22 protein-coding genes and 1 pseudogene are annotated in these 23603 nt (G+C 64.0%); 14 read left to right on the forward strand and 9 right to left on the reverse strand.

Going from position 1 to position 23603, the window contains the following annotated elements; all coding sequences use genetic code 11:
- Positions 1-16: 16 nt before the first annotated feature.
- Entirely contained in the window at positions 17-940 is a 924-nt protein-coding gene (gene paaX, locus AC0J42_RS13950; RefSeq protein WP_416424135.1) for a phenylacetic acid degradation operon negative regulatory protein PaaX, read from the forward strand.
- 101 nt (positions 941-1041) lie between these two features.
- Here the strand turns inward: paaX and tynA are convergent, their stop codons facing one another.
- Positions 1042-3330, reverse strand: coding sequence for a primary-amine oxidase (gene tynA, locus AC0J42_RS13955; protein ID WP_416424136.1), 2289 nt, complete (start codon positions 3328-3330; stop codon positions 1042-1044).
- A gap of 260 nt (positions 3331-3590) precedes the next feature.
- On the opposite strand from tynA, the gene AC0J42_RS13960 reads away from it, so the two are divergent.
- The 6 genes from AC0J42_RS13960 to leuD all read left to right on the forward strand — a co-directional run bounded on the left by AC0J42_RS13960 (position 3591) and on the right by leuD (position 9552).
- A complete protein-coding gene (locus AC0J42_RS13960; protein ID WP_473006608.1) occupies positions 3591-4502 on the forward strand; it encodes a LysR family transcriptional regulator in 912 nt (303 codons plus the stop codon).
- A gap of 128 nt (positions 4503-4630) precedes the next feature.
- A complete protein-coding gene (locus tag AC0J42_RS13965; RefSeq protein ID WP_416424138.1) occupies positions 4631-5344 on the forward strand; it encodes a GntR family transcriptional regulator in 714 nt (237 codons plus the stop codon).
- A gap of 491 nt (positions 5345-5835) precedes the next feature.
- Positions 5836-6705: a sulfotransferase family protein gene (locus AC0J42_RS13970; RefSeq protein WP_473006609.1), complete on the forward strand. Its 870-nt coding sequence runs from the start codon at positions 5836-5838 to the stop codon at positions 6703-6705.
- Between the two features lie 26 nt (positions 6706-6731).
- Positions 6732-7388: an adenylyl-sulfate kinase gene (cysC, locus tag AC0J42_RS13975; RefSeq protein WP_473006610.1), complete on the forward strand. Its 657-nt coding sequence runs from the start codon at positions 6732-6734 to the stop codon at positions 7386-7388.
- 131 nt (positions 7389-7519) lie between these two features.
- Positions 7520-8941, forward strand: a complete 1422-nt coding sequence (gene leuC / locus AC0J42_RS13980) for a 3-isopropylmalate dehydratase large subunit (protein WP_473006611.1) — start codon at positions 7520-7522, stop codon at positions 8939-8941.
- Entirely contained in the window at positions 8938-9552 is a 615-nt protein-coding gene (gene leuD / locus AC0J42_RS13985; protein ID WP_473006612.1) for a 3-isopropylmalate dehydratase small subunit, read from the forward strand. Before leuC ends, leuD begins: the two co-directional genes overlap by 4 nt.
- A gap of 11 nt (positions 9553-9563) precedes the next feature.
- On the opposite strand, the gene AC0J42_RS13990 is transcribed toward leuD, so the two are convergent.
- Complete coding sequence (locus AC0J42_RS13990; RefSeq protein WP_416424142.1) at positions 9564-10481, reverse strand: LysR substrate-binding domain-containing protein; 918 nt, start codon at positions 10479-10481, stop codon at positions 9564-9566.
- A gap of 195 nt (positions 10482-10676) precedes the next feature.
- Here AC0J42_RS13990 and AC0J42_RS13995 point away from each other — a divergent pair, with 195 nt between their 5' ends.
- On the forward strand, positions 10677-12056 hold the full coding sequence (locus tag AC0J42_RS13995; protein ID WP_473006613.1) for a purine-cytosine permease family protein: 1380 nt from the start codon (positions 10677-10679) through the stop codon (positions 12054-12056).
- Positions 12057-12164: 108 nt separating this feature from the next.
- A complete protein-coding gene (locus AC0J42_RS14000) occupies positions 12165-13583 on the forward strand; it encodes an MFS transporter (protein WP_473006614.1) in 1419 nt (472 codons plus the stop codon).
- On the opposite strand, the gene AC0J42_RS14005 is transcribed toward AC0J42_RS14000, so the two are convergent.
- Together AC0J42_RS14005 and AC0J42_RS14010 are read right to left on the reverse strand one after the other, a co-directional pair.
- The gene (locus tag AC0J42_RS14005) at positions 13565-13897 is read right to left on the reverse strand and encodes a hypothetical protein (RefSeq protein WP_416424145.1); all 333 of its coding nucleotides are present in this window, start codon (positions 13895-13897) and stop codon (positions 13565-13567) included. The two genes, AC0J42_RS14000 and AC0J42_RS14005, sit on opposite strands and share 19 nt — an antisense overlap.
- Positions 13898-13959: 62 nt before the next feature.
- Positions 13960-14244 (reverse strand): hypothetical protein, encoded by a 285-nt coding sequence (locus AC0J42_RS14010; RefSeq protein ID WP_416424146.1) that lies wholly within the window; start codon positions 14242-14244, stop codon positions 13960-13962.
- 600 nt (positions 14245-14844) lie between these two features.
- On the opposite strand from AC0J42_RS14010, the gene AC0J42_RS14015 reads away from it, so the two are divergent.
- Both AC0J42_RS14015 and AC0J42_RS14020 read left to right on the forward strand, forming a co-directional pair.
- A complete protein-coding gene (locus tag AC0J42_RS14015; RefSeq protein ID WP_473006615.1) occupies positions 14845-15354 on the forward strand; it encodes a CinA family protein in 510 nt (169 codons plus the stop codon).
- A gap of 312 nt (positions 15355-15666) precedes the next feature.
- Positions 15667-18078 carry a glucose/quinate/shikimate family membrane-bound PQQ-dependent dehydrogenase gene (locus AC0J42_RS14020; protein WP_473006616.1) on the forward strand — a complete coding sequence of 804 codons (2412 nt, stop codon included), beginning with the start codon at positions 15667-15669 and terminating at the stop codon, positions 18076-18078.
- Positions 18079-18181: 103 nt separating this feature from the next.
- Here AC0J42_RS14020 and AC0J42_RS14025 read toward each other — a convergent pair whose 3' ends face one another.
- Positions 18182-18628, reverse strand: coding sequence for a GNAT family N-acetyltransferase (locus tag AC0J42_RS14025; protein WP_473006617.1), 447 nt, complete (start codon positions 18626-18628; stop codon positions 18182-18184).
- A 65-nt stretch (positions 18629-18693) separates the two neighbouring features.
- On the opposite strand from AC0J42_RS14025, the pseudogene AC0J42_RS14030 reads away from it, so the two are divergent.
- Positions 18694-19365, forward strand: a pseudogene (locus tag AC0J42_RS14030) (efflux RND transporter permease subunit); the annotation flags it as partial.
- 56 nt (positions 19366-19421) lie between these two features.
- On the opposite strand, the gene AC0J42_RS14035 reads toward AC0J42_RS14030, so the two are convergent.
- The 4 genes from AC0J42_RS14035 to AC0J42_RS14050 form a co-directional block, all read right to left on the reverse strand.
- Positions 19422-19847 (reverse strand): hypothetical protein, encoded by a 426-nt coding sequence (locus AC0J42_RS14035; protein WP_473006618.1) that lies wholly within the window; start codon positions 19845-19847, stop codon positions 19422-19424.
- Positions 19844-20386: a YncE family protein gene (locus tag AC0J42_RS14040; protein ID WP_473006619.1), complete on the reverse strand. Its 543-nt coding sequence runs from the start codon at positions 20384-20386 to the stop codon at positions 19844-19846. Before AC0J42_RS14040 ends, AC0J42_RS14035 begins: the two co-directional genes overlap by 4 nt.
- Positions 20387-20527: 141 nt before the next feature.
- Positions 20528-21016, reverse strand: coding sequence for an acyl-CoA thioesterase (locus tag AC0J42_RS14045; protein ID WP_416424151.1), 489 nt, complete (start codon positions 21014-21016; stop codon positions 20528-20530).
- 252 nt (positions 21017-21268) lie between these two features.
- Positions 21269-22171 (reverse strand): LysR family transcriptional regulator, encoded by a 903-nt coding sequence (locus AC0J42_RS14050; protein WP_473006620.1) that lies wholly within the window; start codon positions 22169-22171, stop codon positions 21269-21271.
- A 93-nt stretch (positions 22172-22264) separates the two neighbouring features.
- Between AC0J42_RS14050 and AC0J42_RS14055 the strand changes: the two genes are divergently transcribed.
- Both AC0J42_RS14055 and AC0J42_RS14060 read left to right on the forward strand, forming a co-directional pair.
- Positions 22265-23218, forward strand: a complete 954-nt coding sequence (locus AC0J42_RS14055) for a ketopantoate reductase family protein (protein ID WP_473006621.1) — start codon at positions 22265-22267, stop codon at positions 23216-23218.
- Positions 23215-23601 (forward strand): VOC family protein, encoded by a 387-nt coding sequence (locus AC0J42_RS14060; protein ID WP_416424154.1) that lies wholly within the window; start codon positions 23215-23217, stop codon positions 23599-23601. Before AC0J42_RS14055 ends, AC0J42_RS14060 begins: the two co-directional genes overlap by 4 nt.
- The last annotated feature ends 2 nt before the right edge of the window (positions 23602-23603 follow it).

Genomic DNA, 23603 nt, shown 5'->3' on the forward strand with positions numbered 1-23603 from the left:
CTTGTACGGACTGCCCATGTCGTCGCTTACGCCACTCAATCAACTGATCGCGCGGTTCCAGCAACAGGTGCCGATTCGCGCCAGCTCGCTGATCGTCACCCTGTATGGCGATGCCATCGAACCCCACGGCGGCCGGGTCTGGCTGGGTAGCCTGATCCGCCTGCTGGAGCCCATGGGCATCAACGAACGGCTGATCCGCACCTCTATTTTCCGCCTGACCAAGGAGAACTGGCTGAGCGCCGAAAAGGTCGGCCGGCGCAGTGACTACAGCCTGACCGGCACCGGCCGCCGGCGCTTCGACAAGGCCTTCAAGCGCGTGTACAGCGCCACGCCGCCAGCCTGGGACGGTGCCTGGTGCCTGGTGATGCTGACCCAGCTGCCGGCGCCGCTGCGCAAGGAAGTGCGCGAGGAGCTGGAATGGCAGGGTTTCGGCGCCGTGGCCCCGGCCGTGCTGGCCAGCCCGCGCATCGAGCGCGCCGACCTCAATACCACCCTGGCGGACCTGGGCGCGCTGGAAGACACCATTGTGTTCGAGACCACGGCGCAGGACGTGATGGCCTCCAAGGCGTTGCGCCTGCAGGTCAAGGAGAGCTGGAACATCGAGGAGCTGGCAGCGCATTACAGTGAGTTCATCCAGTTGTTCCGGCCCCTGTGGCAGGCGCTGCGCGAGCAGGAAAACCTGGACCCGGAGGAATGCTTCCTGGCCCGTACCCTGCTGATTCACGAGTACCGCAAGCTGCTGCTGCGCGACCCGCAATTGCCGGATGAGTTGCTGCCGGGGGATTGGGAAGGGCGCGCCGCGCGGCAGCTGGCGCGCAATATCTACCGGTTGATCTATGCCCAGGCCGAGGCGTGGTTGAACACCGTGATGGAAACGGCTGACGGGCCGTTGCCCGAGGCGGGGGAGAGTTTCTACCGCCGCTTCGGCGGTTTGCGCTGACCCCCGCATCACCACTGTGGGAGCTGGCTTGCCAGCGAGCTGTTGAGGGCCAAAAACTCGCCGGCAAGCCAGCTCCCACAAAAGGCAGTTTCTGCTACAGGTTATTTGGGGGCGTTGAGGTTCAACGTCGGCGTTTCGTCGAAGAAGTTCCACGGCTTGAGCAGCATGTGCACCCACTCGGTCGGCATGATCGGCCATTCCTCGGCCCGGGCCACGTGGGTGGTGCCGGTGGTCAGCCACACCACGTCGTCGGTGTTGTCGATGGACTGGTTGTCCTGGGTGTACTGGCCCAGCCCGGTGTCCTTGTCGGAGCGGTTCGGGTACTTGCCTTCCGGGTAGCGCTCGTCGGGGTTGTAGCGGGTTACCCAGATCTGCTTGTCCATGAAGCTCAGGCGGTGGTACAGCCATTCATCCTTGCCGAAGTTTGCGCCCTTGGCCACCGGGTGGGTGCCGCCCGCGTACGGAATCAACTGGTAGGACACCGGGTTGCCCATGCGGTTTTCCTTGTTGGGGTTGCTCAGCAGGCGCACGGTGGCGGGGTCGAACTTCTGCGCGGCGGCCTGTTCGTTGGTCACCTTCTGCTGCTGGATCTGCATGGTGCTGGTGCGCGGCCCGCCACGGTCGTTGCCGGCTACCACGGGGTTCACCTCCACCAGGGTGTTGTTCTCGCCGTCGATGTCCATGTCCAGGCGGAAGTTGTAGATGTGCTGGTGGGTGGTGCCGACGATGTTGGTGTCGATCAGCGTGCCGTAGCGGGTGTCCTCCTTGGCGGTGGCATCGTGCATGGTCTTGCTCTTCACGCCCTTGACCGCCTCGATGCCGGTGGCGCCGGCATCGATGCCGATGGTGCCGTTCTGCTGGAACACCCAGTCGAAGATGTAGTCGTAGTTGCCCACGGTGCTGATCCAGCGGATCACCAGCTCACGCCGCTCGGTGGACAGGTTGGGCTGGCCCATTTCCTGGTGCTTGTACTCCGGCCCCGCGTAGCGCTCGAAAATCGCCATGGCGTGGGGGATGGTGGTCGGCTTGCCGGTGTAGTCGGCGATGGTGGCGTCCAGCAGCACGGCGTTCTGCGGCGCGTCCTTGCCGCGCTGGATGGGCGAGGTGAGGGTGCCCATGCCGTAGTCGCCCGAGTCCAGGTAGGCCTTGAAGTACCAGCCCACGTCCGGGTCGCCGTAGGGCACGATCATGCCGCCCAGGCTGCCTTCGTACATGATCTTGCGCTTGGTGCCCTTGTCGTCGTAGGTGACGGTGGACAGGATCGGGCCCACGCGCGAGTCCAGGCGCAGGTGCAGGTCCCAGTTCTGCCAGTGGATGCTGTTGCCGGTGATGGTGTAGTTCTTGCCTTCGGGCTCGGTGATGTCCAGCGGCTTGACCGTGGCGGCCTTGCGCCCGCGGCCGTCATAGGGCGTGGGTTTCATCGGCACCGGGATGACCCCGGCGTCTTCGATTTTCACCACTTTTTTCTGCTCCAGGTCCACCACCGCCACCAGGTTCTCGATGGGGTGCGCCCAGTAGTTGCCGTCGCCCACGTCCAGGTAGCTCACCACCTTGAGCAGGCGCTTGTCCTGGGCCAGGCCGTCCTTGCCGTCGAAGTAGCCGACCGTCAGCGGCGTGGTCACCACCTTCTTGACGTCATTGATGCCGCGGCTTTTCAAGGCCTGGGCGTACTCGTCGCTGCCTTCGATGATCGATTGCACGGCGGTGAAGTCGTCCAGCAGCACCATGCCGTGGGCGCCGACCACCGGCTTCCAGGACAGCACCTGGCGGGTCTTGAGGTCGACGGTGCTTTCGATCACGTGCTTGCCGTCCAGCACCACCACGTTGGCCTCGCGCGGGTCGGTGACCGGGTTGCCGGTGTAGACGAACTTCCACACCTGGTCCTTGGCCGGCTCGTGCAGGGAAATCTCGGTGAAGCGGTAATTGCCCTGGTAGTGGGGCGAGGCCTTGATGGCGTCCACCGCGGTCTTGATTTCATCGGCGCTCAGTGGGTTGAGCGGGTGCGGGCGGGTTTCCACCACGAAGGTCTTGTCCAGGCCTGACTGGAACACCTCGTTGATAAAGTCGTGGGACATGTACGCGGTCTTGCCCTTGAACACCACCGGCACCTGCAGCTCGATGCGCTTACCGTTGAGCATGGCCACCCGGGTGTTGGGCTTGACCTTGACGTAGGCGCCGTCCTTGGCGATGACGAAGACATCGGCGTAGTCGTCCCATTTGACGCTGGCGCCGAAGTCTTCCAGGGTCGATTGCAGCGGCACCATCTCGGCCGCGCCGCCGTGGGCGCTGGCCTCGGGCAGCCACCACGGCAGGCTGGCCAGGCTCAGGGAAATGGCCAGGGCCAGGCGGGCGACGGGTTTGGGTTGGTAGCGGGACAGCGCGTTGAACATGATGGAATTCCTCGACGGAGCACTGGCGGCTCCTTCCTGCAGTCGGTTGGCGTGGCGGGGCAGGCCCGCACGTCTCGACTCTAGGGCAGGGCACCGGGCGGGAAGTAGCACAAATCGGCAACGCGTAACGGGCTTGCGTGTATCGGTTTCGACGATGAGCGCTGCTCATGGGGGCTTTGAGCTAGGCTCAGTAATGCACGGCGGGTTGCCCCGGTAGACTGGCCGGTGCATTTGCCCTTCATCACGGCCAGGAGCCCACCATGCACATCAGCCGCGCCAACTTGGCCGACTTCGTCTATTTCCTGGCCATCGCCCGCCACCAGAGCTTTAGCCGCGCGGGGCTGGAGGTGGGTATCAGCGCCTCGGCGCTCAGCCATGCGATGAAGGGCCTGGAGGCGCGGCTGGGTGTGCGCCTGCTCAACCGCACCACCCGCAGCGTGACCCTGACCGCGGCCGGCGAGGAACTGCACGGCATGATCGACGGGCCCATCGAGACCATCGGCCAGGCCATGGAGACGCTCAACCGCTTTCGCGACGAGCCGGCGGGGCGCATTCGCCTGAACATCCTCAGCGATGGCGCCGACCTGCTGCTGGGGCCGGTGCTGCCGGTGTTCAACGACCGTTACCCGCAGGTGGAGGTCGACCTGACCGTGACCAACCGCATGGTCGATGTGATCGGCGGCGGCCACGACGCGGGCATCCGCTACGGCGGCACGGTGCCCGAGGACATGATCGCCCAGCCGCTGTCGCCGGACATTCGCTGGGTGGTGGTGGGTTCGCCCACCTACCTGCAGCGCTTTGGCGTGCCCCAGCACCCTGCGGACCTGGCGGCGCACCGCTGCCTGCGCATCCGCCTGGGCAACGACCGCATGTACGAGTGGGAATTCGAGCGCGGCAGCGAGCAACTGGCGGTGGCGGTGCCGGGCGCCGTGACCATCGACGAGACACGGGTGGGCGTGGCCCTGGCACGCAACGGCGGGGGGCTGATGTACGTGCCGGAACCGGTGGTAGCGCCGTGGGTGCAGGCCGGCGAACTGGTGCGCGTGCTGGATGACTGGGCCAGCGTGGCGCCTGGGTTCCACCTGTACTATTCCAGCCGTCGGCAGCTGCCGGTGGGGCTGCGGTTGTTGATCGAGCTGATTCGCGAGCTTCAGCCCTTGGGGGCGTTGTGAGCGGTCTTTACCTGGCGGTTCGTGGCCCAGCCAGGCGGCTGCCTGAAGCAGGCCTTTGATTACGGGCATTTGCGGGTAATATTGCGCGTGTTTATTTATTTTTCGAGACGCATTGCTGGAGCTTGTTCGTGAAAAACGGCAAGAACACGCTATATGAGGACCTGAAGCGGCAGATTCTCACCATGGAACTGAGCCCTGACGAGGTGCTCGACGAGGTGGGCCTGAGCGAACGCTACGGCCTGTCCCGCACCCCGGTGCGCGAAGTCTTCCGCCGCCTGGCGGGCGAAGGCTACCTCGATATCCAGGAAAACCGCGGCGCGCGGGTCATTGCCATGAACTACGCCACCCTGCGCAATTTCTTCCTGGTGGCGCCGATGATCTACGCCGCTGTCGGGCGCCTGGCCGTGCACAACTTCCGCCCGGCCCAGCTGGAAGACCTCAAGCAGACCCAGCAGCGCTTCCGCCAGGCCACCCAGGCGCGCGACGCGCTGGCCATGGTGCTGGAGAACAACCGCTTCCACGAGATCATGGGCGAGATGGCTGGCAACCAGTATCTGGAACCCAGCCTGGGGCGCCTGCTGATCGACCACGGGCGCATCGGCCACACCTTCTACCGGCCACGCGACCCCGACATGGAGCAGCGCCTGGACTTGTCGGCCGACCACCATGACGCGTTCATCGAAGCCATCGAGCGTCGTGACGAGGAGGCGGTGGTGAACCTGGTGTTCGAGCACTGGGAGCTGTCGCGCGCCAACATGGAAATGTTCATCGCCCCCCGGGGCCTGGGCTCCGACGGCCAGGAAGACCTGCTGCGCAGCCTGAACTCGATGAAAAAGATGTAGCAGCGGCCGCAGGCCGCGTCCAGGGGCTATGCGGTTAACCTGGACGCCGCCTTCGGCAGCTGCTGCGGGGCGCGTGTACCCCGCCGGTATCATCCTTGATACGTTTATCACAACTTCCCGTACACGAAAGTCTTCAAGCAATTTCTCATTGAGTCGATAGCGTCAATGGCGTTCCTGTTGGCACTTCCAAGTGCTGCCGGCGACGTTGTAACGTTATTGATTCACTGTTGAGCCGTGGAGATAAAGGGCATGCCTGTCATCAAGGCGTTGAGGACATGTGCCGTTGGGCTAATTGCCACTAACGGGAATATGTCAAATACGATACATGACGTGCGAGCCCGGGCTTACTACGCTCGAACGCGAGTCTTATTGCTGGGTCGCTATCCATCGGGGCTAATTGGCGCCGATGAAATCGACGCTATATTGAGCCTGTATTACCGTCACCAAATCCCTGGCCGGGCGAGTGGCCAGTCTGTAGAGGATTTACCTGAATGAATGGCTTTATCATCGGCACGGGACGTTGCGGCACGACCATGCTCGCGTCGATCCTGAACAGTCACTCGCAGATCTGCGTCCCGCCCGAGACCCAGCTGCTGTGCCAATACGCCGGCAACGGCGCTGGCCTGCATGAACTCTTCGAAGCCGGTGCGCAGTTTGATGGGACCGCCGAGCAATTTATCGGTTATGTCCAGAAACGCTGCCCGCACAAGTTGCATGAATACTTTGACTACGCCAGTTACTTCCGGGCGCAGCGTTATCCGGTCGCCCGTTTGAAGGAGTTCATGGGCGATTTTTATGCCGCCATTGCCACGGCGAAAAACAAGTCGATATGTATCGAGCAAACCCCCTGGTATGGCCAACGTATTGATGTTTTGGAAGACCTGTTTCCAACGGCGAAATACATACACATGGTGCGCGACGGGCGCGATGTCGCTATCTCTTTCAGCCGAACTCCGTGGTGGCATAATAACATTGAGCACAACTTGATTCGCTGGGCAGCAGAGGTCGATCGGATTCAACGCTTGAGCAACCGAATGTTGTCGCCGGAACGGATTCTGACCGTTCGTTATGAAGACTTCGTCGACGCCCCTCACGCCAAGCTGGAAGAAATATGCGGTTTCCTCGGTGTGGCGTATGAGCCGTCCATGCTCGATGCCCAGGACAACATTGATTACCACCAGCTGGGCAAGATGACCTCTGCGCCGATTTCGTCGCTGGCCATGAACCAATGGCGCACGGAAAAACAGAGCCCGGTATTCAAGGACAGTGTCCAGGCCTGGAGAAACTTCGCCGGGTACGACTTTGCTGCCACGCCTGCGCATGTCAAGGAATGCCTTGCTCGCCAGGGCTACGACGCCTGACAACCGCCATGAACAGAAGCCATGCGATGAAACATATTGCCGAGAGCGCTGGCGTGCAGCGCAACATCCAGTGCGTTCCAAGCCAAATCAGCCAGCGTGACCGGGCGCAGCTGCTTGGCCAGGCCGCGATTACCGTCTGGTTCACGGGTCTTTCAGCGTCCGGCAAGTCGACCCTTGCCTACGCGCTGGAGCAGGAACTGGTGCGTCGCGGCCATGCCTGCTACGTGCTGGACGGCGACAATGTCAGGCACGGCTTGAACCGGGACCTGGGGTTTTCCGAGCAGGACCGCAGTGAAAATATTCGCCGGGTTGCCGAAGTGGCGAGCCTGATGAACAACGCCGGCCTGATCGTGTTGAGCGCGCTGATCTCGCCCAAGTGTGCCGACCGTGAGATGGCCCGCGAGATCATCGGCGACCAGCGCTTTGTCGAGGTCTACCTGTCGACGCCACTGCACGCCTGCGAGGCGCGCGACCCCAAGGGCTTGTACGCAAAGGCGCGCGCCGCGCAGATCCAGGGGTTCACGGGCGTCAGTGCCCCCTACGAGCCACCGCAGGGCGCGGCCCTTGCGCTGGACACCGCACAGCACGGACTGGCTGACTGCCTGGCGCAAGTGATGACCCTGGTGCAAGCAAAGCTGCCCCCCCCTGTAGCAGCTGCCGCAGGCGGCGTCCCCAACCCATAATGCACAAATCGTAAACCAAGGATGCACTGATGGCCCATTGATGGGTATTTTCACCGCGCTATCCTGTTGCCGACGCTGCACTGCAGCGACCCTGATGCCTCAGGCCCTGGACAACGAGGTACGTACCGGCGATGACCCTCCCACGCACGCTGTATCAGAAGCATATCGACTCCCACACCGTCTGCGCGCTGGACGACCAGGGCCATGTCCTGCTGTATATCGACCGCCAGGTGGCCAACGAATACACCAGCCCCCAGGCGTTCAGCGGCCTGCGCGAGGCCGGCCGCCAGGTCTGGCGCCCCTCGGCGACCTTGTGCGTGGTGGACCATGTGAACCCCACCACCCCTGCGCGCAACGCCGCGATGGCGGATGCGGGTGGCGCGCTGCAGGTTGATTATTTCCAGCAGAACTGCCGTGATTTCGGCATCGAACTGTTCGATGTGCTGGACAAGCGCCAAGGCATCGAGCACGTAGTCGCGCCGGAGCAGGGTTTTATCCTGCCGGGCATGGTGGTGGCCGCGGGCGACAGCCACACCACGACCTATGGCGCGCTGGGGGCCTTCGGCTTCGGCATCGGCACCTCGGAAATCGAACACCTGCTGGCCACCCAGACCCTGGTCTACAAGCGCCTGAAGACGATGCGCGTGACCGTCGAGGGCGAGCCCGGGGCGGGCCTGGTATCCAAGGACATCATCATGGCGCTGATTCGCCAGATCGGCGCCGCGGGGGCCACCGGCTACGCCATCGAATTCGCCGGGCCGGCCATCAGCGCCCTCAGTGTCGAGGCGCGGATGACCATCTGCAACATGGCGGTGGAGGCGGGTGCCCGCGGCGCCTTCATGGCCCCCGACGACAAGGTCTACGCCTACCTGCGGGACAAGCCGCGTGCTCCCCAGGGCGCGCAGTGGGACGCCGCGGTGGCGCAGTGGCAACGGCTGTTCACCGACCCCGGCGCCACCTTCGACCACGAGGTGGTGATGCACATCGCCGACCTGCAACCCATGGTGACCTGGGGCACCAGCCCCGACCAGGCGGCCGCCATCACCGGCCGGGTGCCTGACCCGCTGGCGGAGCCGGACCTGATCCTGCGCCAGGACCTGCAGCGCGCCTTGCGCTACATGGACCTGCAGCCAGGCACGGCGCTGGAAGGCATCCCCATCAGCCATGCCTTTATCGGGTCCTGCACCAACGCCCGCCTGGAGGACCTGCGCGACGCTGCCCGCGTGGTGCGCGGGCGGCAGGTGGCCAGGGGCGTGCGGGCGATGATCGTGCCGGGTTCGACCCTGGTGCGTGACCAGGCGGAAGCCGAGGGGCTGGCCCAGGTGTTCAGGGACGCCGGCTTCGAATGGCGGCAGTCGGGGTGCTCGATGTGCCTGGCAATGAACGATGACGTGCTCGGCCCCGGTGACCGCTGCGCGTCCAGCACCAACCGCAACTTCGAGGGCCGCCAGGGGGCGGGCGCCCGAACCCATCTGATGAGCCCGGCCATGGTCGCCGCGGCGGCGGTCGCCGGGCATCTGGTCGACGTGCGTTCCCTGGCGCTGGAGGTGTGAGCATGCAACCGTTCAATCACGTGGAAGGGATAGCGGCGCCGATGCTGGCCGCCAACGTCGACACCGACGTCATCATGCCCAAGCAGTTCCTCAAGGGCATCGACCGCAGCGGGCTCGACCGCGGCGCTTTTTTCGACCTGCGCTTCCTGGCCGATGGCAGTGCCAACCCAGAGTTTGTGCTCAACCAGGCGCCCTGGAACCGCGCCGCGTTCCTGGTGGTGGGGCCCAACTTCGGGTGCGGTTCCAGCCGCGAGCATGCCGTGTGGGGCCTGAAGCAGCTGGGGATTCGCGCCCTGATCGGCACTACTTTTGCCGGGATCTTCCATGACAACTGCCAACGCAATGGCGTGTTGACCATTCAATTGACGCCTGCGCAGCTCAAGGAGCTAGGCACGGTGGTCAGTGACGCAAACACCGCCGGTATCGCCATTGACCTTGAAGCCCAGCACATCCTGCTGGGGGATGGCCGGGTGCTCGCGTTCCAGATCGATGCGCTGCGCAAGCAGGCGTTGCTGCTGGGCCTGGATGCCATTGGCAGCACCCTGCAGCGCAGCGATGCCATTCGGGCGTTCGAGGCGCGGCACCTGCAAGCCAATCCCTGGCTGGCCTGATGACCCTGGGTTCAGTCCGCCTGCAGGCGGCTGAACCAGCGCTCCAGGAATTCCACGCAGGCGCGCAGCTTGCCCGATTCGGCCAGGCGGGTCGGGTACACCGCCCAGACGTTGGCGCTCTGGCTGCAATCGGGCAACACCTGCACCAGTCGGCCCTCATCGAGCAGCGGCTTCACATCCCACATCGAACGCAGCAGCAGGCCCTGGTGGGCCAACGCCCATTGCAGCACGATCTCGCCGTTGTTGGACGAGAGCTGGCCGCTGACGCGCACCGTTTCATCGCCTTTGGCGGTGCGCAACTGCCACACGCCGAACAGGTTGTTGCGCTCCTTGAGCACCAGGCAGTCGTGGTGGGCCAGGTCTTCAAGGGTCTGCGGCGTGCCGCGCTTTGCCAGATACTCCGGCGTCGCGCAAATGATCCGCCGGTTGGCCACCAGCTGGCGGCTGATGTGCTGGCCGGGCAGGTCATCACCCACGCGGATCTCCAGGTCAAAGCCCTCCGCGACGATGTCCACCACCCGGTCGAACACGTCCAGGCGAATTTCCAGGTCGGGGTAGGCCACGGCCAGGTCGGCGATGGCCGGCGCCACGTAGTTGCGCCCGAAGCCGAAGCTGCTGCACAGGTGCACCCGCCCACGGGGCGCCTTGCGCACCTGGCTCAATTCGCCCATGAAGTCGTCCATGTCATCGAGGATGCGCGCCGCCCACTGCTGCGCCCGCACGCCGGTGTCGGTCAGGGCGATGCGGCGCGTGGTGCGGTGCAGCAACCTGGTCCCCAGCACGTTTTCCAGCACCTTGATGCGCTTGCTGACATAGGCCGGCGACTGTTGCAGTTCCTCTGCCGCCCCGACGAAGCTGGCCTTGCGGATGACGGTGAGGAACACACGCAAGTCTTCGGGCAACGGCGATTGTTCATATTTCGTGTTCATGGGCTGGGTAAATGCCTTGTTCTTCTCCGCAATCATGCAGGATAGCACCCGCCACCCCGTAGCAGCTGCCGCAGGCTGTGTCCCAGGCCCCGCATGCCCCCCCCGCGGTCGCTGATAGCTAAGAGAGGTTCGCCATCAGGCCCATGCTGCTCCAACACCTTGAGCATAATCAGGAAAATGGAACAGGAGACGGTCGTGCAGCTGGAAAAACGCAGTATCGAGTTTGTCCCTCACGCTGAGCGCTATGGCACCCCAGCACGGTTATTCACCATCTGGTTCAGCTCCAACTTCCAGATCACCGCCCTGATGGTCGGCACCCTGGGGATTGCCTCGGGGTTGAGCCTAGCCTGGACGGTGCTGGGCCTGCTGGTCGGCAACCTCGTCGGCACCGTGTTCATGGCCGCGCACTCCGCCCAGGGCCCGCACCTGGGCGTCCCGCAGATGATCCAGAGCCGGGCGCAGTTTGGTGTCTATGGCGCGGCCATCCCGCTGCTGGTGATGGTGGTGGCCGCGGTGCTGTTCCTGGCCGCCAGTGGCGTGTTGATGCGCGATGCCTTGAAGGCGCTGCTGCACATCAGCGACAACCAGGCCATCGTGGTGGTGGGCGTGCTGACCTTCGTCATCGGTTTCGTCGGTTATGAGCTGATCCATCGCCTGGGGGCGTGGATGAGCCTGCTGTCGACGCTGGTGTTCGGCTGTGCGCTGGTGTTGATCCTGCTGCACCCCGGCGGCGTGGCACCGGCCACGGCGACCGGCAAGGTGTTTTCGTGGACCGCCTTCAACCTGGTGATCGCGCAAGCGGCCTCCTGGACCCTTGGCTACGGCCCCTACGTGGCCGACTATTCGCGCTACCTCCCGGCCAACGTCAACACCCGCACCACGTTCTGGACCACCTATTGCGGCTGCGCACTGGGCTCATTCGCCATGATGGCGCTGGGCGCGCTGCTGGCCGTGGCGATCCCGGCCGCACTGGGGGGCGACCCTGCCACCGCCATTGCCAAACTCTTCGGCGCCTGGGCGCCGGTGGCACTGGGGGTGATTGCCCTCGGCGTCATTCAATACAACGTGCTGTGCCTGTACAGCGCCTACATGTCGTCGGTGACCATCGTCGGCGCCTTTGGCGGGTTGCGGCACGTCACGGCTGCCTCGAAAGCCTGGGTGATGGCCGGGTTGACCGTGGCGGCGACCTTGATTGCCATCGCCACCCAGTACCGGTTTGACACCTTCTTCGAGGACATTCTGATTGGCCAGCTGTATTTGCTGATTCCCTGGAGCGCGATCAACCTGGCTGACTACTACTGGGTCTGCCGCGGGCACTACGAGGTAGGCGAACTGTATGACCCCAAGGGCCAGTACGGCGCCTTCAATCGACGGACCCTGGGTGTGTATGCGGTGTCCATCATCGGCACGGTGCCCTTCATGAAGTTCTCGTTCTACACCGGCTTCGTCGCGAGCTGGCTGGGGGCGGACATCAGTTGGGGCGTGGGCTTGCTGCTGGCTGCGGCGCTGTATTGCATGGTCAGCAAACGCCCCGCGCACAGGGGGAGCGCCGCGCTTCAGCCACGCCCCGCATGAGCTTATGCGCATTAGGTATTTGGCGCTGCCTGCTTTGGATCCTAAGATCGCCCAGCCGACCACGGCACCGCACCCACACGGGCAATCAGGTCCTCCTTGGAGTCAGGCATGCGCCACGCGGCAAACGATCATCGCAAATGGTGGGCACTGGCGGGCGTGAGCATCGCCAGTTTCCTGGGGTGCGTGGATTTCACCATCGTCAACACCGCGCTGCCGGCGCTGCAGGGCCAGCTGGGCGTGCCGGTCAGCACCCTGCAATGGGTGATCAACGGCTTCCTGCTGGCCATGTCCAGTTGCATGGTCGTGGTGGGGCGGTTGGCCGACCTGCACGGCCGCAAGCGCGTCCTGTGCATTGGCCTGGCGGTGTTCGGGGTGGCCTCCGTGGTGGCCGGGCAGGCCCAGGGGCCAGGCTTGCTGATCGCCGCCCGGGTGGCCCAGGGCCTGGCCTGCGCGGTGTTGTACACCGCGTCGGGGGCCATCGTGGCGCAGGCGTTCGCCGCCCATGAACAGGGCAAGGCGTTCGGCGTGCTGTTCGGTTTCAACGGCGTGGGGCTGGCGGTGGGCCCCGTGCTGGGCGGTGTGTTGACCCAGGCGTTCGGCTGGCCGTGGATCTTCCTCATCAACGTGCCCTTCGTGCTGCTGAGCCTGTTGCTGATCGCGGTCAATGTCGACGAATCGCGCGCCGACGATCAGGGCCAGGGCCTGGACTGGGCAGGGGCCGTGCTGTTGCTGGTGGGCCTGCCGAGCCTGGTGTTGCTGATCGTGCAGGGCGACAGCTGGGGCTGGGCGTCGCCGCAAAGCCTGGGGGTGCTGGCCGTGGCCGTTGTCGCGCTGGCGCTGTTCGTGTGGGTGGAGTTGCGGGTCGCCGCGCCCATCATCAACCTGCAGCTGTTCGCCAACCGGCGCTTCGTGGCCGCGGTGCTGGCCAGCTTCAGCCTGGCGGTCTTCTACTGCGTGGCGTTTTTCGTCATGCCGCTGTACCTGACCCAGGTGCGCGGCGCCGACGTGCAAGCCAGCGGCCTGCTGTTGCTGCCCACCACGTTGGGCGTGGCATTGCTGTCGCCCTGGGTCGGCCGCTGGGTGGATCGCAAGGGGGCAGGGCCGCTGATCCAGATCGGGCTGCTGCTGTTCGCGGGCTCGGCGCTGCTGCAAATCGGTTTCTCGGCCAGCACGGCATTGCCATCCGTAGTGGCCGCCTTTGCCGTCATGGGGTTGGGCTGGGCGTGCCTGCTGGGGCCGTCCACGGTGCTGGGAGTGAGCGCGGTGCCCGAGCGGTTCGGCTCGGTGGCGGTGGGTTCGCTGATGACCCTGCACAACGTCGGTGGCGGGTTGGGCCTGGCGCTGGGGGTGAGCCTGCTGCGGCACTACACCGGCCCGGCCCAGGCGGTCGCCCCCGACGCGCTGCTGTCAGGGTACCGGGCGGTGATGCTCGCCCTGGCGGTGCTCATGGTGGTGGCGTGGGCCGGGCAGCGCTGGTTGCTGCGCGTCGGCGCTGCGGCGGGTGTGCCTCAGTGCCCACACGGCTGACCGTGCCCGCCGTTGCGCACGGCGCTGAGCAGCACCACCTTTCGGGTCGCGGCCCCGTCAACAAATGCCTTCGCCCTGGCAATGCCCCATTGCATGGCCTGGGTAGTATTCAGATCGGGCAGGGCGTCGAAGTATTCTTCGACCAGCGTCATGCCGAATGAATTGTAGATACCCAGGAAAAGTTGCGTGATGCCTTGTCGGGATGAACGCACGACAACATCGATATGGGCGTCCGCACCATACTCTTCCACATGGGAAAAGTTGGGCAGCTGGCTGTCTGCCCACTGATAATAACTTGGCCCTCGCATGCGCATGGTCGCGCACCTCCCGGTGGTGGTTGGCGGGTAATCGAGATTCAAATCACAAGCTCGGGGCATCAGCCTGTGCACGCCCGGGGCAAGCTCGACGCCAACCAGCGGGCGCGCTCCACCCCAGCCAGCAGCGCTTCGCTGAGGCTGTCGGCGGTTGAGTGGCGGATGTATTCCTCAAAAACGGCTTCGCCAGACCGGTCATACACGCCGATAAACACCTGGATGGCGCCCGTGGTGGAGAGGCGCACGCCCACGTCTATTTCCTTGCCGTTCGCAAGTTCCTCGGCATGGCTACGGCTATGTTGTTGTGCATCCACCCATTCCCAATACTTCTCGCCACGCTGTCTCATGTTGCACCTCTACAGTTGGCTAACAGGGTTTATTGAGTTTAGATGCGCGCCGCGTGTTGTGAAGCGAGGGAGATTAAGTTGTGTTTGTTCCCGATAAGTGGAATTAAAAGTTATACAGATATATGTGCGGGAAGTATGCCTTTGTATAACTTTGTGAGGGTTTATGGACGTGAACCGTTACAGCTGTTCCGGGCGTGAAACAGGCTTGTATAACACGGCGGCGGCGTCTGCCGGTGCACCGTGGTGGTGGCGGGAGGTGCCATTCGTCTTTTGGGGCGCACCTTGCCTGGGAGGCCATTTCAAATGGATACGGCCCGGGGTTCCCGGGCTTTGAACGGTGAGGTGCGTATGGCTGACGACTCAAGCTTGCCCTATGAAACACCGGCCCCTGTGCCCGGCACGGACGAACCGTCCCTGGACCCCGACAACCCCAATGATCTTGACCCGCTCAGGCGTCCCCATGAACCGGACGAGGAGGGTGGTGAGGCGCCCAACGAAGAGGTGCCGGCGCCCGATCAGGAGACACCGCTATCCGATGATCTCAGGTAAAGGAAGAGGTGCTTGCGGATACGGCCGTGGGCCAGATCACATGGCCACTGTATGACAGGCACGAAAATCACCCAGCAGGTCGTCGACTACCTCCGCCAGCACCGGCTGTACTTGACCACGGCTGAGGCGGGGACGGCTGGAAGAATCATTGCGCTGCTTGCCGACGTTGCAGGCTGCGGCGATGTGGTCGAGAGCGGCTCTGTCATTTATTCGCCGCACGCCTTGCACAGGCTTCTGGGCGTAAGTGCCGAGACCCTGAGGGACTTCAACGTGACCAGCCCGGAGGTCGCCCGGGAAATGGCCCTCGGTGCATTACGCGACAGCCCTGCCAACGCCGTGATTGCGACCACCGGGTTGTGCGATGGCGGTGACGGCACCGTAGGTTTCGCCTGGGGCTTCGTCAGCGCGGGAGGGACACAGATCTTCACCCGCCAGCAGCGGTTCAGTGGGGACCTCCACGCCATGCAGCATGCCGCTGCATTGCATGCGCTGGTGAATCTGCGCGAATTCCACCGGCACATGCTGGCGGGAGCAACCCGCAGCGATGCGCGGCGCCCGTGACGCGGCCTGCGGCCGCTGCTACATCCTGTGGGAGCTGGCTTGCCAGCGAGCTGTTGAGGCCCTGAAAACTCGCTGGCAAGCCAGCTCCCACAAAGACAGTTGCTGCTACAGGTGTACCGGTTGCGCGCATTCCCGTAGCAGCTGCCGAAGGCTGCGTCTTGACCAGCGCGGAGTCGCTGGGGCTGCGCGGCGTTGGTGACGAGGGGGATTGGCGGTGTTGGCTGGACAGTAGGGGCCGTTCAACTACGATCACTAGACACTATCGTCGATCATGTCTGCACCCTTGGCCTGCGGACTGGAGAAAACACGACCATGAACACCCCCGGTACAGCTTCAGGTCTGAAAACGTTTACGGTGATCGTCGCCGCCCTGATCGGGTTGGCCCTGCTGCTTGGCGGGGTCTGGCTGACGGTGCTGGGCGGCTCCTTCTATTATGTCATCGCAGGCGTGGCGCTGCTGGTGTTCGCACTGCTGCTGCAGCGTGGCTCCGGTGCCGCGCTGTGGCTGTATGGCGCTCTGATGCTGCTGACCACCCTGTGGGGCCTGTGGGAGGCCGGTTCGGACTTCTGGGCGCTGGTGCCGCGCCTGGACATCCTGGGCGTGCTGGGCATCTGGCTGCTGGTGCCTGCCGTGACCCGCGGGTTCGTTGCCGACCTGCGCGCCGGCAGGACCTTCCTGGTGGTGACACTGGCGTTTGCGATCGCCGTGCTGATCTACTCGATCTTCAACGACCCGCAGGAAATCAACGGCACCCTTGCCGCGTCCCAGCCGGCCGAGGCCCAGGCCATCGAAGGGGTTGCGCCAGGCGATTGGCCGGCCTACGGCAGGACCCAGGCGGGCACCCGTTATTCGCCGCTGAACCAGATCAATGAAAAGAACGTGGCCAACCTGGAAGTCGCCTGGACCTTCCGCAGTGGCGAAAGCAAGACCGCGAATGACTCGGGCGAGACCACCAACGAACTCACGCCGATCAAGATTGGCGACAACATGTTCATCTGCACCACGCACCAGATCCTGGTGGCCCTGGACCCTACCACGGGCAAGGAAAAATGGCGGTTCGACCCCAAGCTCAAGGGCGACCCCTCGTTCCAGCACCTGACCTGCCGCGGCGTGGCGTACTACGATAGTGCCAACACCGCCGAATTCGCCACCAGCCTCGCCAGCGCCGCACCGGTACAAAGCGAGTGCCCGCGCAAGGTGTTCCTGCCCGTGAACGATGGCCGCCTGTTCGCCATCAACGCCGACAACGGCAAGCCGTGCAGCGACTTCGCCAACAAGGGCGAGTTGGACCTCAAGCAGATGCAACCCTACGCCTACCCGGGTGGCCTTGAGCCGACCTCACCGCCCGTGGTCACCGGCACCACGGTGGTGATCGGTGGCTCAGTGACCGACAACCTGTCCGTCCATGAACCTTCGGGTGCCCTGCGCGGCTACGACGTCAATACCGGCGCGTTGCACTGGATCTTCGACACCGGCGCAGAAAACCCCAACGCCGTGCCGGGCGACGGGCACACCCTGGTCAACAACTCCCCCAACGCCTGGGCGCCGCTGGCGTATGACGCCAAGACCGACGTGGTGTACATCCCCACGGGCAACCCGACGCCGGATATCTGGGGCGGCAACCGCACCGCGATCATGGAGCGCTACTCAAGCTCGATCCTGGCCTTGAACGCCACCACCGGCAAGCTGGTGTGGAGCTTCCAGACCACCCACCACGACCTCTGGGACATGGACGTGCCTTCGCAACCCACCCTGGCCGACGTGAAGGTCGCTTCAGGCGAAGCGGTGCCGGCCGTCTACGTGCCGACCAAGGCCGGCAACCTGTTCGTGTTCGACCGCCGCGACGGCAAGCCCATCGTGCCCATCAGCGAAGTGCCGGTGCCTTCGACCCAGGCCGCGCCGGGTGACCGCGCCAGCCCGACCCAGCCACGCTCGGCGTTGAACCTGACCTCCGTGCAGACCCTGACCGACAAGAACATGTGGGGCGCCACGATGTTCGACCAGCTGATGTGCCGGGTGATCTTCAAGCGCCTGTCCTACGCGGGCCAGTACACGCCGCCGTCGGAGCAGGGCACCCTGGTGTTCCCGGGCAACCTGGGCGTGTTCGAATGGGGCGGCATCTCGGTCAACCCCGACCGCCAGGTGGCGCTGATGAACCCGATGGCCCTGCCGTTCGTGTCCAAGCTGATCCCTCGCGGCCCCAACAACCCGCTGTGGCCTAAAGAGGGCGACACCGGTGGCAGCTCGGGCACCGAGATGGGCATCCAGCCCCAATACGGCACGCCCTTCGGCGTGGAGATCAACGCGTTCCTGTCCCCCCTGGGTCTGCCCTGCAAGGCGCCTGCCTGGGGCTATGTCGCCGGCGTGGACCTGAAGACCCACCAGGTGGCCTGGCGCAAACGGATCGGCACAGTGCGCGACAGCCTGCCAGGCATTCAACTGCCGCCACTGAAGATCGGCGTGCCCATGCTGGGCGGCCCAATCTCGACCGCAGGCAACCTGATGTTCATGGCGGGCACCCAGGACGACTACATCCGCGCCTACAACGTCACCAACGGCGACCTGGTGTGGCAAGCGCGCTTGCCTGCCGGTGGCCAGGCTACGCCAATGACCTATGAGGCCAATGGCAAGCAGTACGTGGTGATCATGGCCGGCGGGCACGGGTCGTTCGGGACCAAGATGGGTGACTACCTGATCGCCTATGCGTTGCCGTCCGGCAAATAGAAGCAGCGGCGGCCTGTAGCTGCCGCCGGTCCTCGATCACGCTGGAGATCTTCAGCGTAACGGGGGCCGGCGCAGCCTGGCGGCGTCGATGCCTTTGGCATCCTCACCCCAGGCTTTTCTCGAAATAGACGCGCTTGAAACCCTGCTCGGTGCGTCGCCCCACTTCAACATACCCAAGCTTGGCGTACATCGAGAGGTTGTCGGTCATCTTCTCGTTGGTATAAAGATGCACCGCATTCATCCCGAGCTGTCGGGTGGCATGTTCACAAAAGCTGATCAGTGATTTACCTACCCCACGTCCTGCTGCGCTGGGCAGCACGGCTACATTCTCCAGCAGCACATGACCGTCCTCGGCATAGAACACCACAAACCCTTCGAGGGTGGCGTGTTCATCCGTCGCCACGTAGACGCTCCCCGCCGCGATTTGCGCGGCAAAGTCGGCAGTCATCGGCGCGGGCTTGCGCCCCAGTTCAGGTACATAGCGGGCGTAGGCCTGCTCGGCGCAGTGTCTGATGGCAGGCTCATCGTTGGCTTGGGCTAAACGGATCAAGAATTGGCCTTCCAGGGGGGGCGGGATTGGCGGGTAATACTCTGGCAGATCGCAAACGCAGGTGTCTCACCGTCAGGGGGGATATTGCCGACGGCACCCAACCCCCGGACGTGTCCATGGTGGTGTGGCACGAACTCCAGCCACTGGTTGCGATACTGCCCTCCGGCTACCGGATCGAAATGGCGGGGGCGATCGAGGAAGCGGGTAAAGCCAATGACGCCCTGGCACCTTTGTTTCCGATCATGCTGCTGACGATGTTGGTGATCATCTTCCAGGTGCGCTCGCTGGCGGCCATGGCCATGGTGCTCGCCACCGCGCCGTTGGGGCTGATCGGGGTGGTGCCGACCTTGATGCTCTTCCACCAGCCATTCGGTTTCAATGCATTGATCGGGCTGATCGGCCTGGCAGGCATCCTGATGCGCAACACGCTGATTCTGATTGGCCAGATTCACACCAACCAGGCGCAGGGGCTGGGGGCATATGACGCAGTGGTGGAGGCGACCATTCAACGCTCGCGTCCGGTGTTGTTGACGGCGATGGCGGCAGTGCTGGCGTTTATCCCGCTGACCCAATCCGTGTTCTGGGGCACCTTGGCCTATACCCTGATCGGTGGCACGTTTGGTGGGACGATCATGACCCTGGTGTTCCTGCCTGCGCTTTATGCCATCTGGTTCAAGATCAAGGCGAAACAGCCCCGGGCCCGTTTAGTGGTTAAGCGCGTTCTGGAAACTCAGTGACGCGCTGAATTGATTTGGCCCGGCCATCGAGAGGGTTGGCCGGGCCCAGCGGCTACTCATTCAGGGGTCCCGCGCTGGAAATAAGCAAGAATTTCACACCCATCGCCCACCGGCACATGCCCAACCGTGCTGCGCTTGCCAATGTCCACCACACTCACAGTGGCGTCGTTTTCATTGGCAACCAGCAAGTAATCCTGCGCCGGGCTGAAGCACCCGTCCAACGGCTTGTCACCCAGCTCGGCATTGAACAGCCATTGCAGATGCTCATCGAAAAAACTCACCACCGGTTCAAAGTCACCCATCACCGCCAGTATTCGGCCATCGGCACTGAAGCGCACCACCTGCCCGGGGCGCTGGTGCCCAGGCAGTTCGAGGGTGCGCAGCAGGCGGTGCTGCTCGGTGTCGACGACGTACAGCACCGGCCGATCCTGTGCGGTGGCCACTACCCACGGATGGCGTGGTGATGCGTCGATGCCGTTCAAGGGACCTGGCATAGCCAGGGCTGCAGGCGCCTGGCCGGGTTCGCGCAGGTCGACGGCATAGAGTTGGCCATCCTCTTCGTTTTCAGCCCATAGCTGGTCGGCGTGCGGTAGCGGCGTGAGGCGGTGCACATTTTCGAGGGGACGTGGATGTGGCCCACGATCTGGTCCTGGGCAGGGTCTATGACGAGGATCGTCGCGCTGTTTTCACAGCACAGGTACACCCGGCCATCACGGCCCAGGCGTCCGGTGTGGGGTGACACATAGGGCAGGGTGTCGATGAACCCGCTCAGGCGGCGGCTATCAAGGTCGATCACGGCGACCTGGTGGTTAGGGTGGGGGTTATCGCCGTGGACGCCGTCACCGTAGATGGGCACGTAGGCCTTGCGCAGGTGCTCAAGCACGAGCAATTCGTGGGGCCGTGATGGCAGGTCGGTGATGGCGGCGCGGACTGAGAGGTCCCCGGGGTTCAGGAACAGGACCTGCTGGCCCTGTTTGTCGACGGCGATTATTTCCTGTCCGGCACTGTGTTTGAGGTTCATCAGTTTCATCCTGTGCTGACGGCAAGCAAGCGTTGAATGTAGTGATGGAGAGCCTCGCGACGGCTTTAGTTCAAGTGGATTGCCCAGGGCTGCCGAGTGTACTTTGCTGCCGCTACACGTCCCGGCAACGGTTCTGGTTGGCTACAACGCACCCACTTCGCGGATCTGCGCGTACTTGGCCTGCAACTCTTGCCGCTGTTGCTTGCGCAACTGCCCCTGGGCATAGCGCCGGCGCTCGGTGAGGGTGTCAGGCTGCAAGGGGCGCACGGGGCAGGGGCGGCCGTCGGTGTCCACTGCCACCATGGTGAAGTAACAGCTGTTGGTGTGGCGCACGGTGCGCTCGTGGATGTTCTCGGTCATGACCTTCACGCCTACTTCCAGCGAGGTGCGCCCGGTGTAGTTGACCGAGGCCAGGAAGGTGACCAACTCGCCTACGTGAATGGGCTCCTTGAAAATCACCTGGTCCACCGAGAGGGTGACCACGTAGCGGCCGGCGTAGCGTTTGGCGCAGGCGAAGGCCACTTCATCGAGCATTTTCAGCAGGGCGCCGCCATGTACGTTGCCGGAGAAGTTGGCTTTGTCGGGGGTCATGAGCACGCTCATGCTCAGTTGGTAGCTGCCAGGTTCCATATACACCTCATCACGGGCTCAGGTGCGGCGAAAGGTAGCAGTCCTTGAAGATAGTTAGCTAGCTAACATAATGAAAGAGTGCTTTTCCAGTCCAGTAACAATGGGGGATTCCGCCCGCAGCGTTTCCCGTAGCAGCTGCCGAAGGCTGCGTCCACGTCAAAGCGAGTCCTGGGGAAGCATTCGCTCATTGCTGTTTAAATTTTGAGAGTGAGAAGTATTACTAATGGTTGCCCGGCAACTGGCAAGGCCGGCTCAGGCCTTGAAAAGCTTCACCATCACCGTGCGCAACCAGCGGTTGCCAGTGTCCAGGTGATACCGCGCATGCCAGTGCTGCTTCACTGCAAAGCCCTCTATCGCCACCGGGCAATCATGCACGCTCAGGCCATGGGCCGCGGCCAGGGTTTCACCGATATGCCGGGGCAGGGTGGCGATCAGGTCGGTGCTGCCGATGATCGCGCCCAGGCCCAGGAAACCGGGGAGTTCCAGGATGATCTGGCGCTCGATGCCTTGGCGCGCCAAGGCGGCTTCCAGCAGCTTCTGGCCGGTACCCGCGGTGACCAGCACGTGGCCTTCGGCCTGGTAACGCGGCAGGTCAAGGGGCGTGCCCAGGCGGGGGTGGCTGGCGTTGCTCAGGCACACCCAGTCCTGAGGAAACAGCACCTGCTGGTACATGCCACCGCCCAGCCAGGGCACGAAGCCCACGGCAAGGTCAGCCTCGCCAGACTCCAGGGCGCGCTCGGTGTTGCCGTCGATGCGCGCAGCCTCAAGGCGAATGCCCGGCGCTACCTGGCGCAGGTGTTCCAGCAGCCGCGGCAGCAGGGTGATGTGGCTGGCGTCGCTGATGCACAGGCGGAACCGCCGTTGCGCGGTGGCCGGGTCGAAGACTGGCGCGTGGCTGGTCAGCCTGCGCAAGGATTCCAGCACTTCACGGCAGGGTCCGATCAAGGCTTCTGCCCGGGGCGTGGGTGCCATGCCACCCGGCGTGCGCACGAACAGCGGGTCATGCAACTGCTCGCGCAAGCGCCCCAGCCAGATGCTGATGGTGGGTTGGCTCTGGCCCAGTTGGTCGGCGGCGCGGGTCACGCTGCGGGTGTCGTAGAGCACGCTGAACAGCTGCAGCAGCTTGGGTTCGGGCAGCGCGAGGAAGTCGACCATTATTTAAATTCACAATAGAGCTATTGCGGTCATTGTATAGCTCAACAATGCCCCCGCGCATAGAGTGGCCCCACAACAACCGGAGGCCACCCCTTGAAAGTATGCATTCTGGGCGCAGGCGCGCTGGGCTGCGCCATCGGCGCAACCCTGAGCGAGGCCGGCCACGAGACCTGGCTGCTCAACCGCAACGCCGGCCATGTCCAGGCGATCAATGATCACGGCCTCAAGGTCCTGGACGAGCGCGGTGAGCGCGCGGTCAAGATCCGCGCCAGTACCCACGCCGACCTCATCGGCGCGGTTGACCTGGTGGTGGTGTTGGTCAAATCCTTCCACACCGCACAGGCCATTGCCGGCGCCCAAGCGTTGGTCGGGCCCGACACCCTGGTGCTGTCGCTGCAGAACGGCCTGGGCCACGAGGATATCCTCGCCGAGGCGGTAGGGCGCGACAAGGTGCTGGCGGGCAAGACCTACGTCGGTGGGGTGCTGCTGGCGCCGGGTGTGATCCGCGCCGGCGTGGCCGGCAAACACACCTACATCGGTGAGCTGGACGGCAGCCTCAGCGACCGCGTGCAGGCCATCGCCGACGCCTTCAACGGCGCCGGCCTGGCCACTACGGTCAGCGAAAACATCGTCGGCACCATGTGGGACAAGCTGTTGGTCAACGTCGCCACCGGTGCGCTCACCGGCATCACACGTCTTACTTACGGCCAGCTCTACAGCGAGCCGTTGCTCAAGGCGGTGTCACTGGCGGCGGTGGCCGAAGCCATCGCCGTGGCCACCGCCGCCGGCGTGCAACTGAGCCTGACCAACCCTGGCGCCGCCTGGAACCTGGCGGCCGAGGGCCTGCCCGCTGCGTTCAAGACTTCCATGCTGCAGAGCCTGGAAAAGGGCTCGGTCACCGAAATCGACTTCATCAACGGTTCCGTCGTGCGCTGGGGCCAGCGCCACGGTGTGCCTACGCCCGTCAACGAGACCCTGGTGGCCTGCATCAAGGGCATCGAGCGGGCGATGACCGATCACCATCAACAAGAGGAAGCCAAGTCGTGAGCATTCCCAAAGCTTATGTGGAACACGTGGCCGTCTGGGTCAAGGACATCCACTGGCACATCCGTTTCTTCCATGAGGTGTTCGGCATGACCCTGCGCGAAGTGCAGGGCACCGTCGAGGAGCCAATCCAGTACTGGACCCTGGGCGGCATGCAGTTCATGAGCAAGCCCGACCACGACGCGCCCGAAGGCCGCCTCGGCCACCTGGGCGTGATGTGCGAAGACCTGGAGTACGCCCTGGCCGCGGCCCACAAGTTTGACGTCACCGTCATGCCCCAAGGCCGCAACTGGCTGCGCCTGCCCGACGGCCTGGCGGTGGAATTCATTCAAGCCTCGCCCGTTGCCTGCGTGGCACAGGCCCTGGCCATCAACCCTCGTTCGTGAGC

Source organism: Pseudomonas sp. Tav-5-1A (assembly GCF_055755055.1).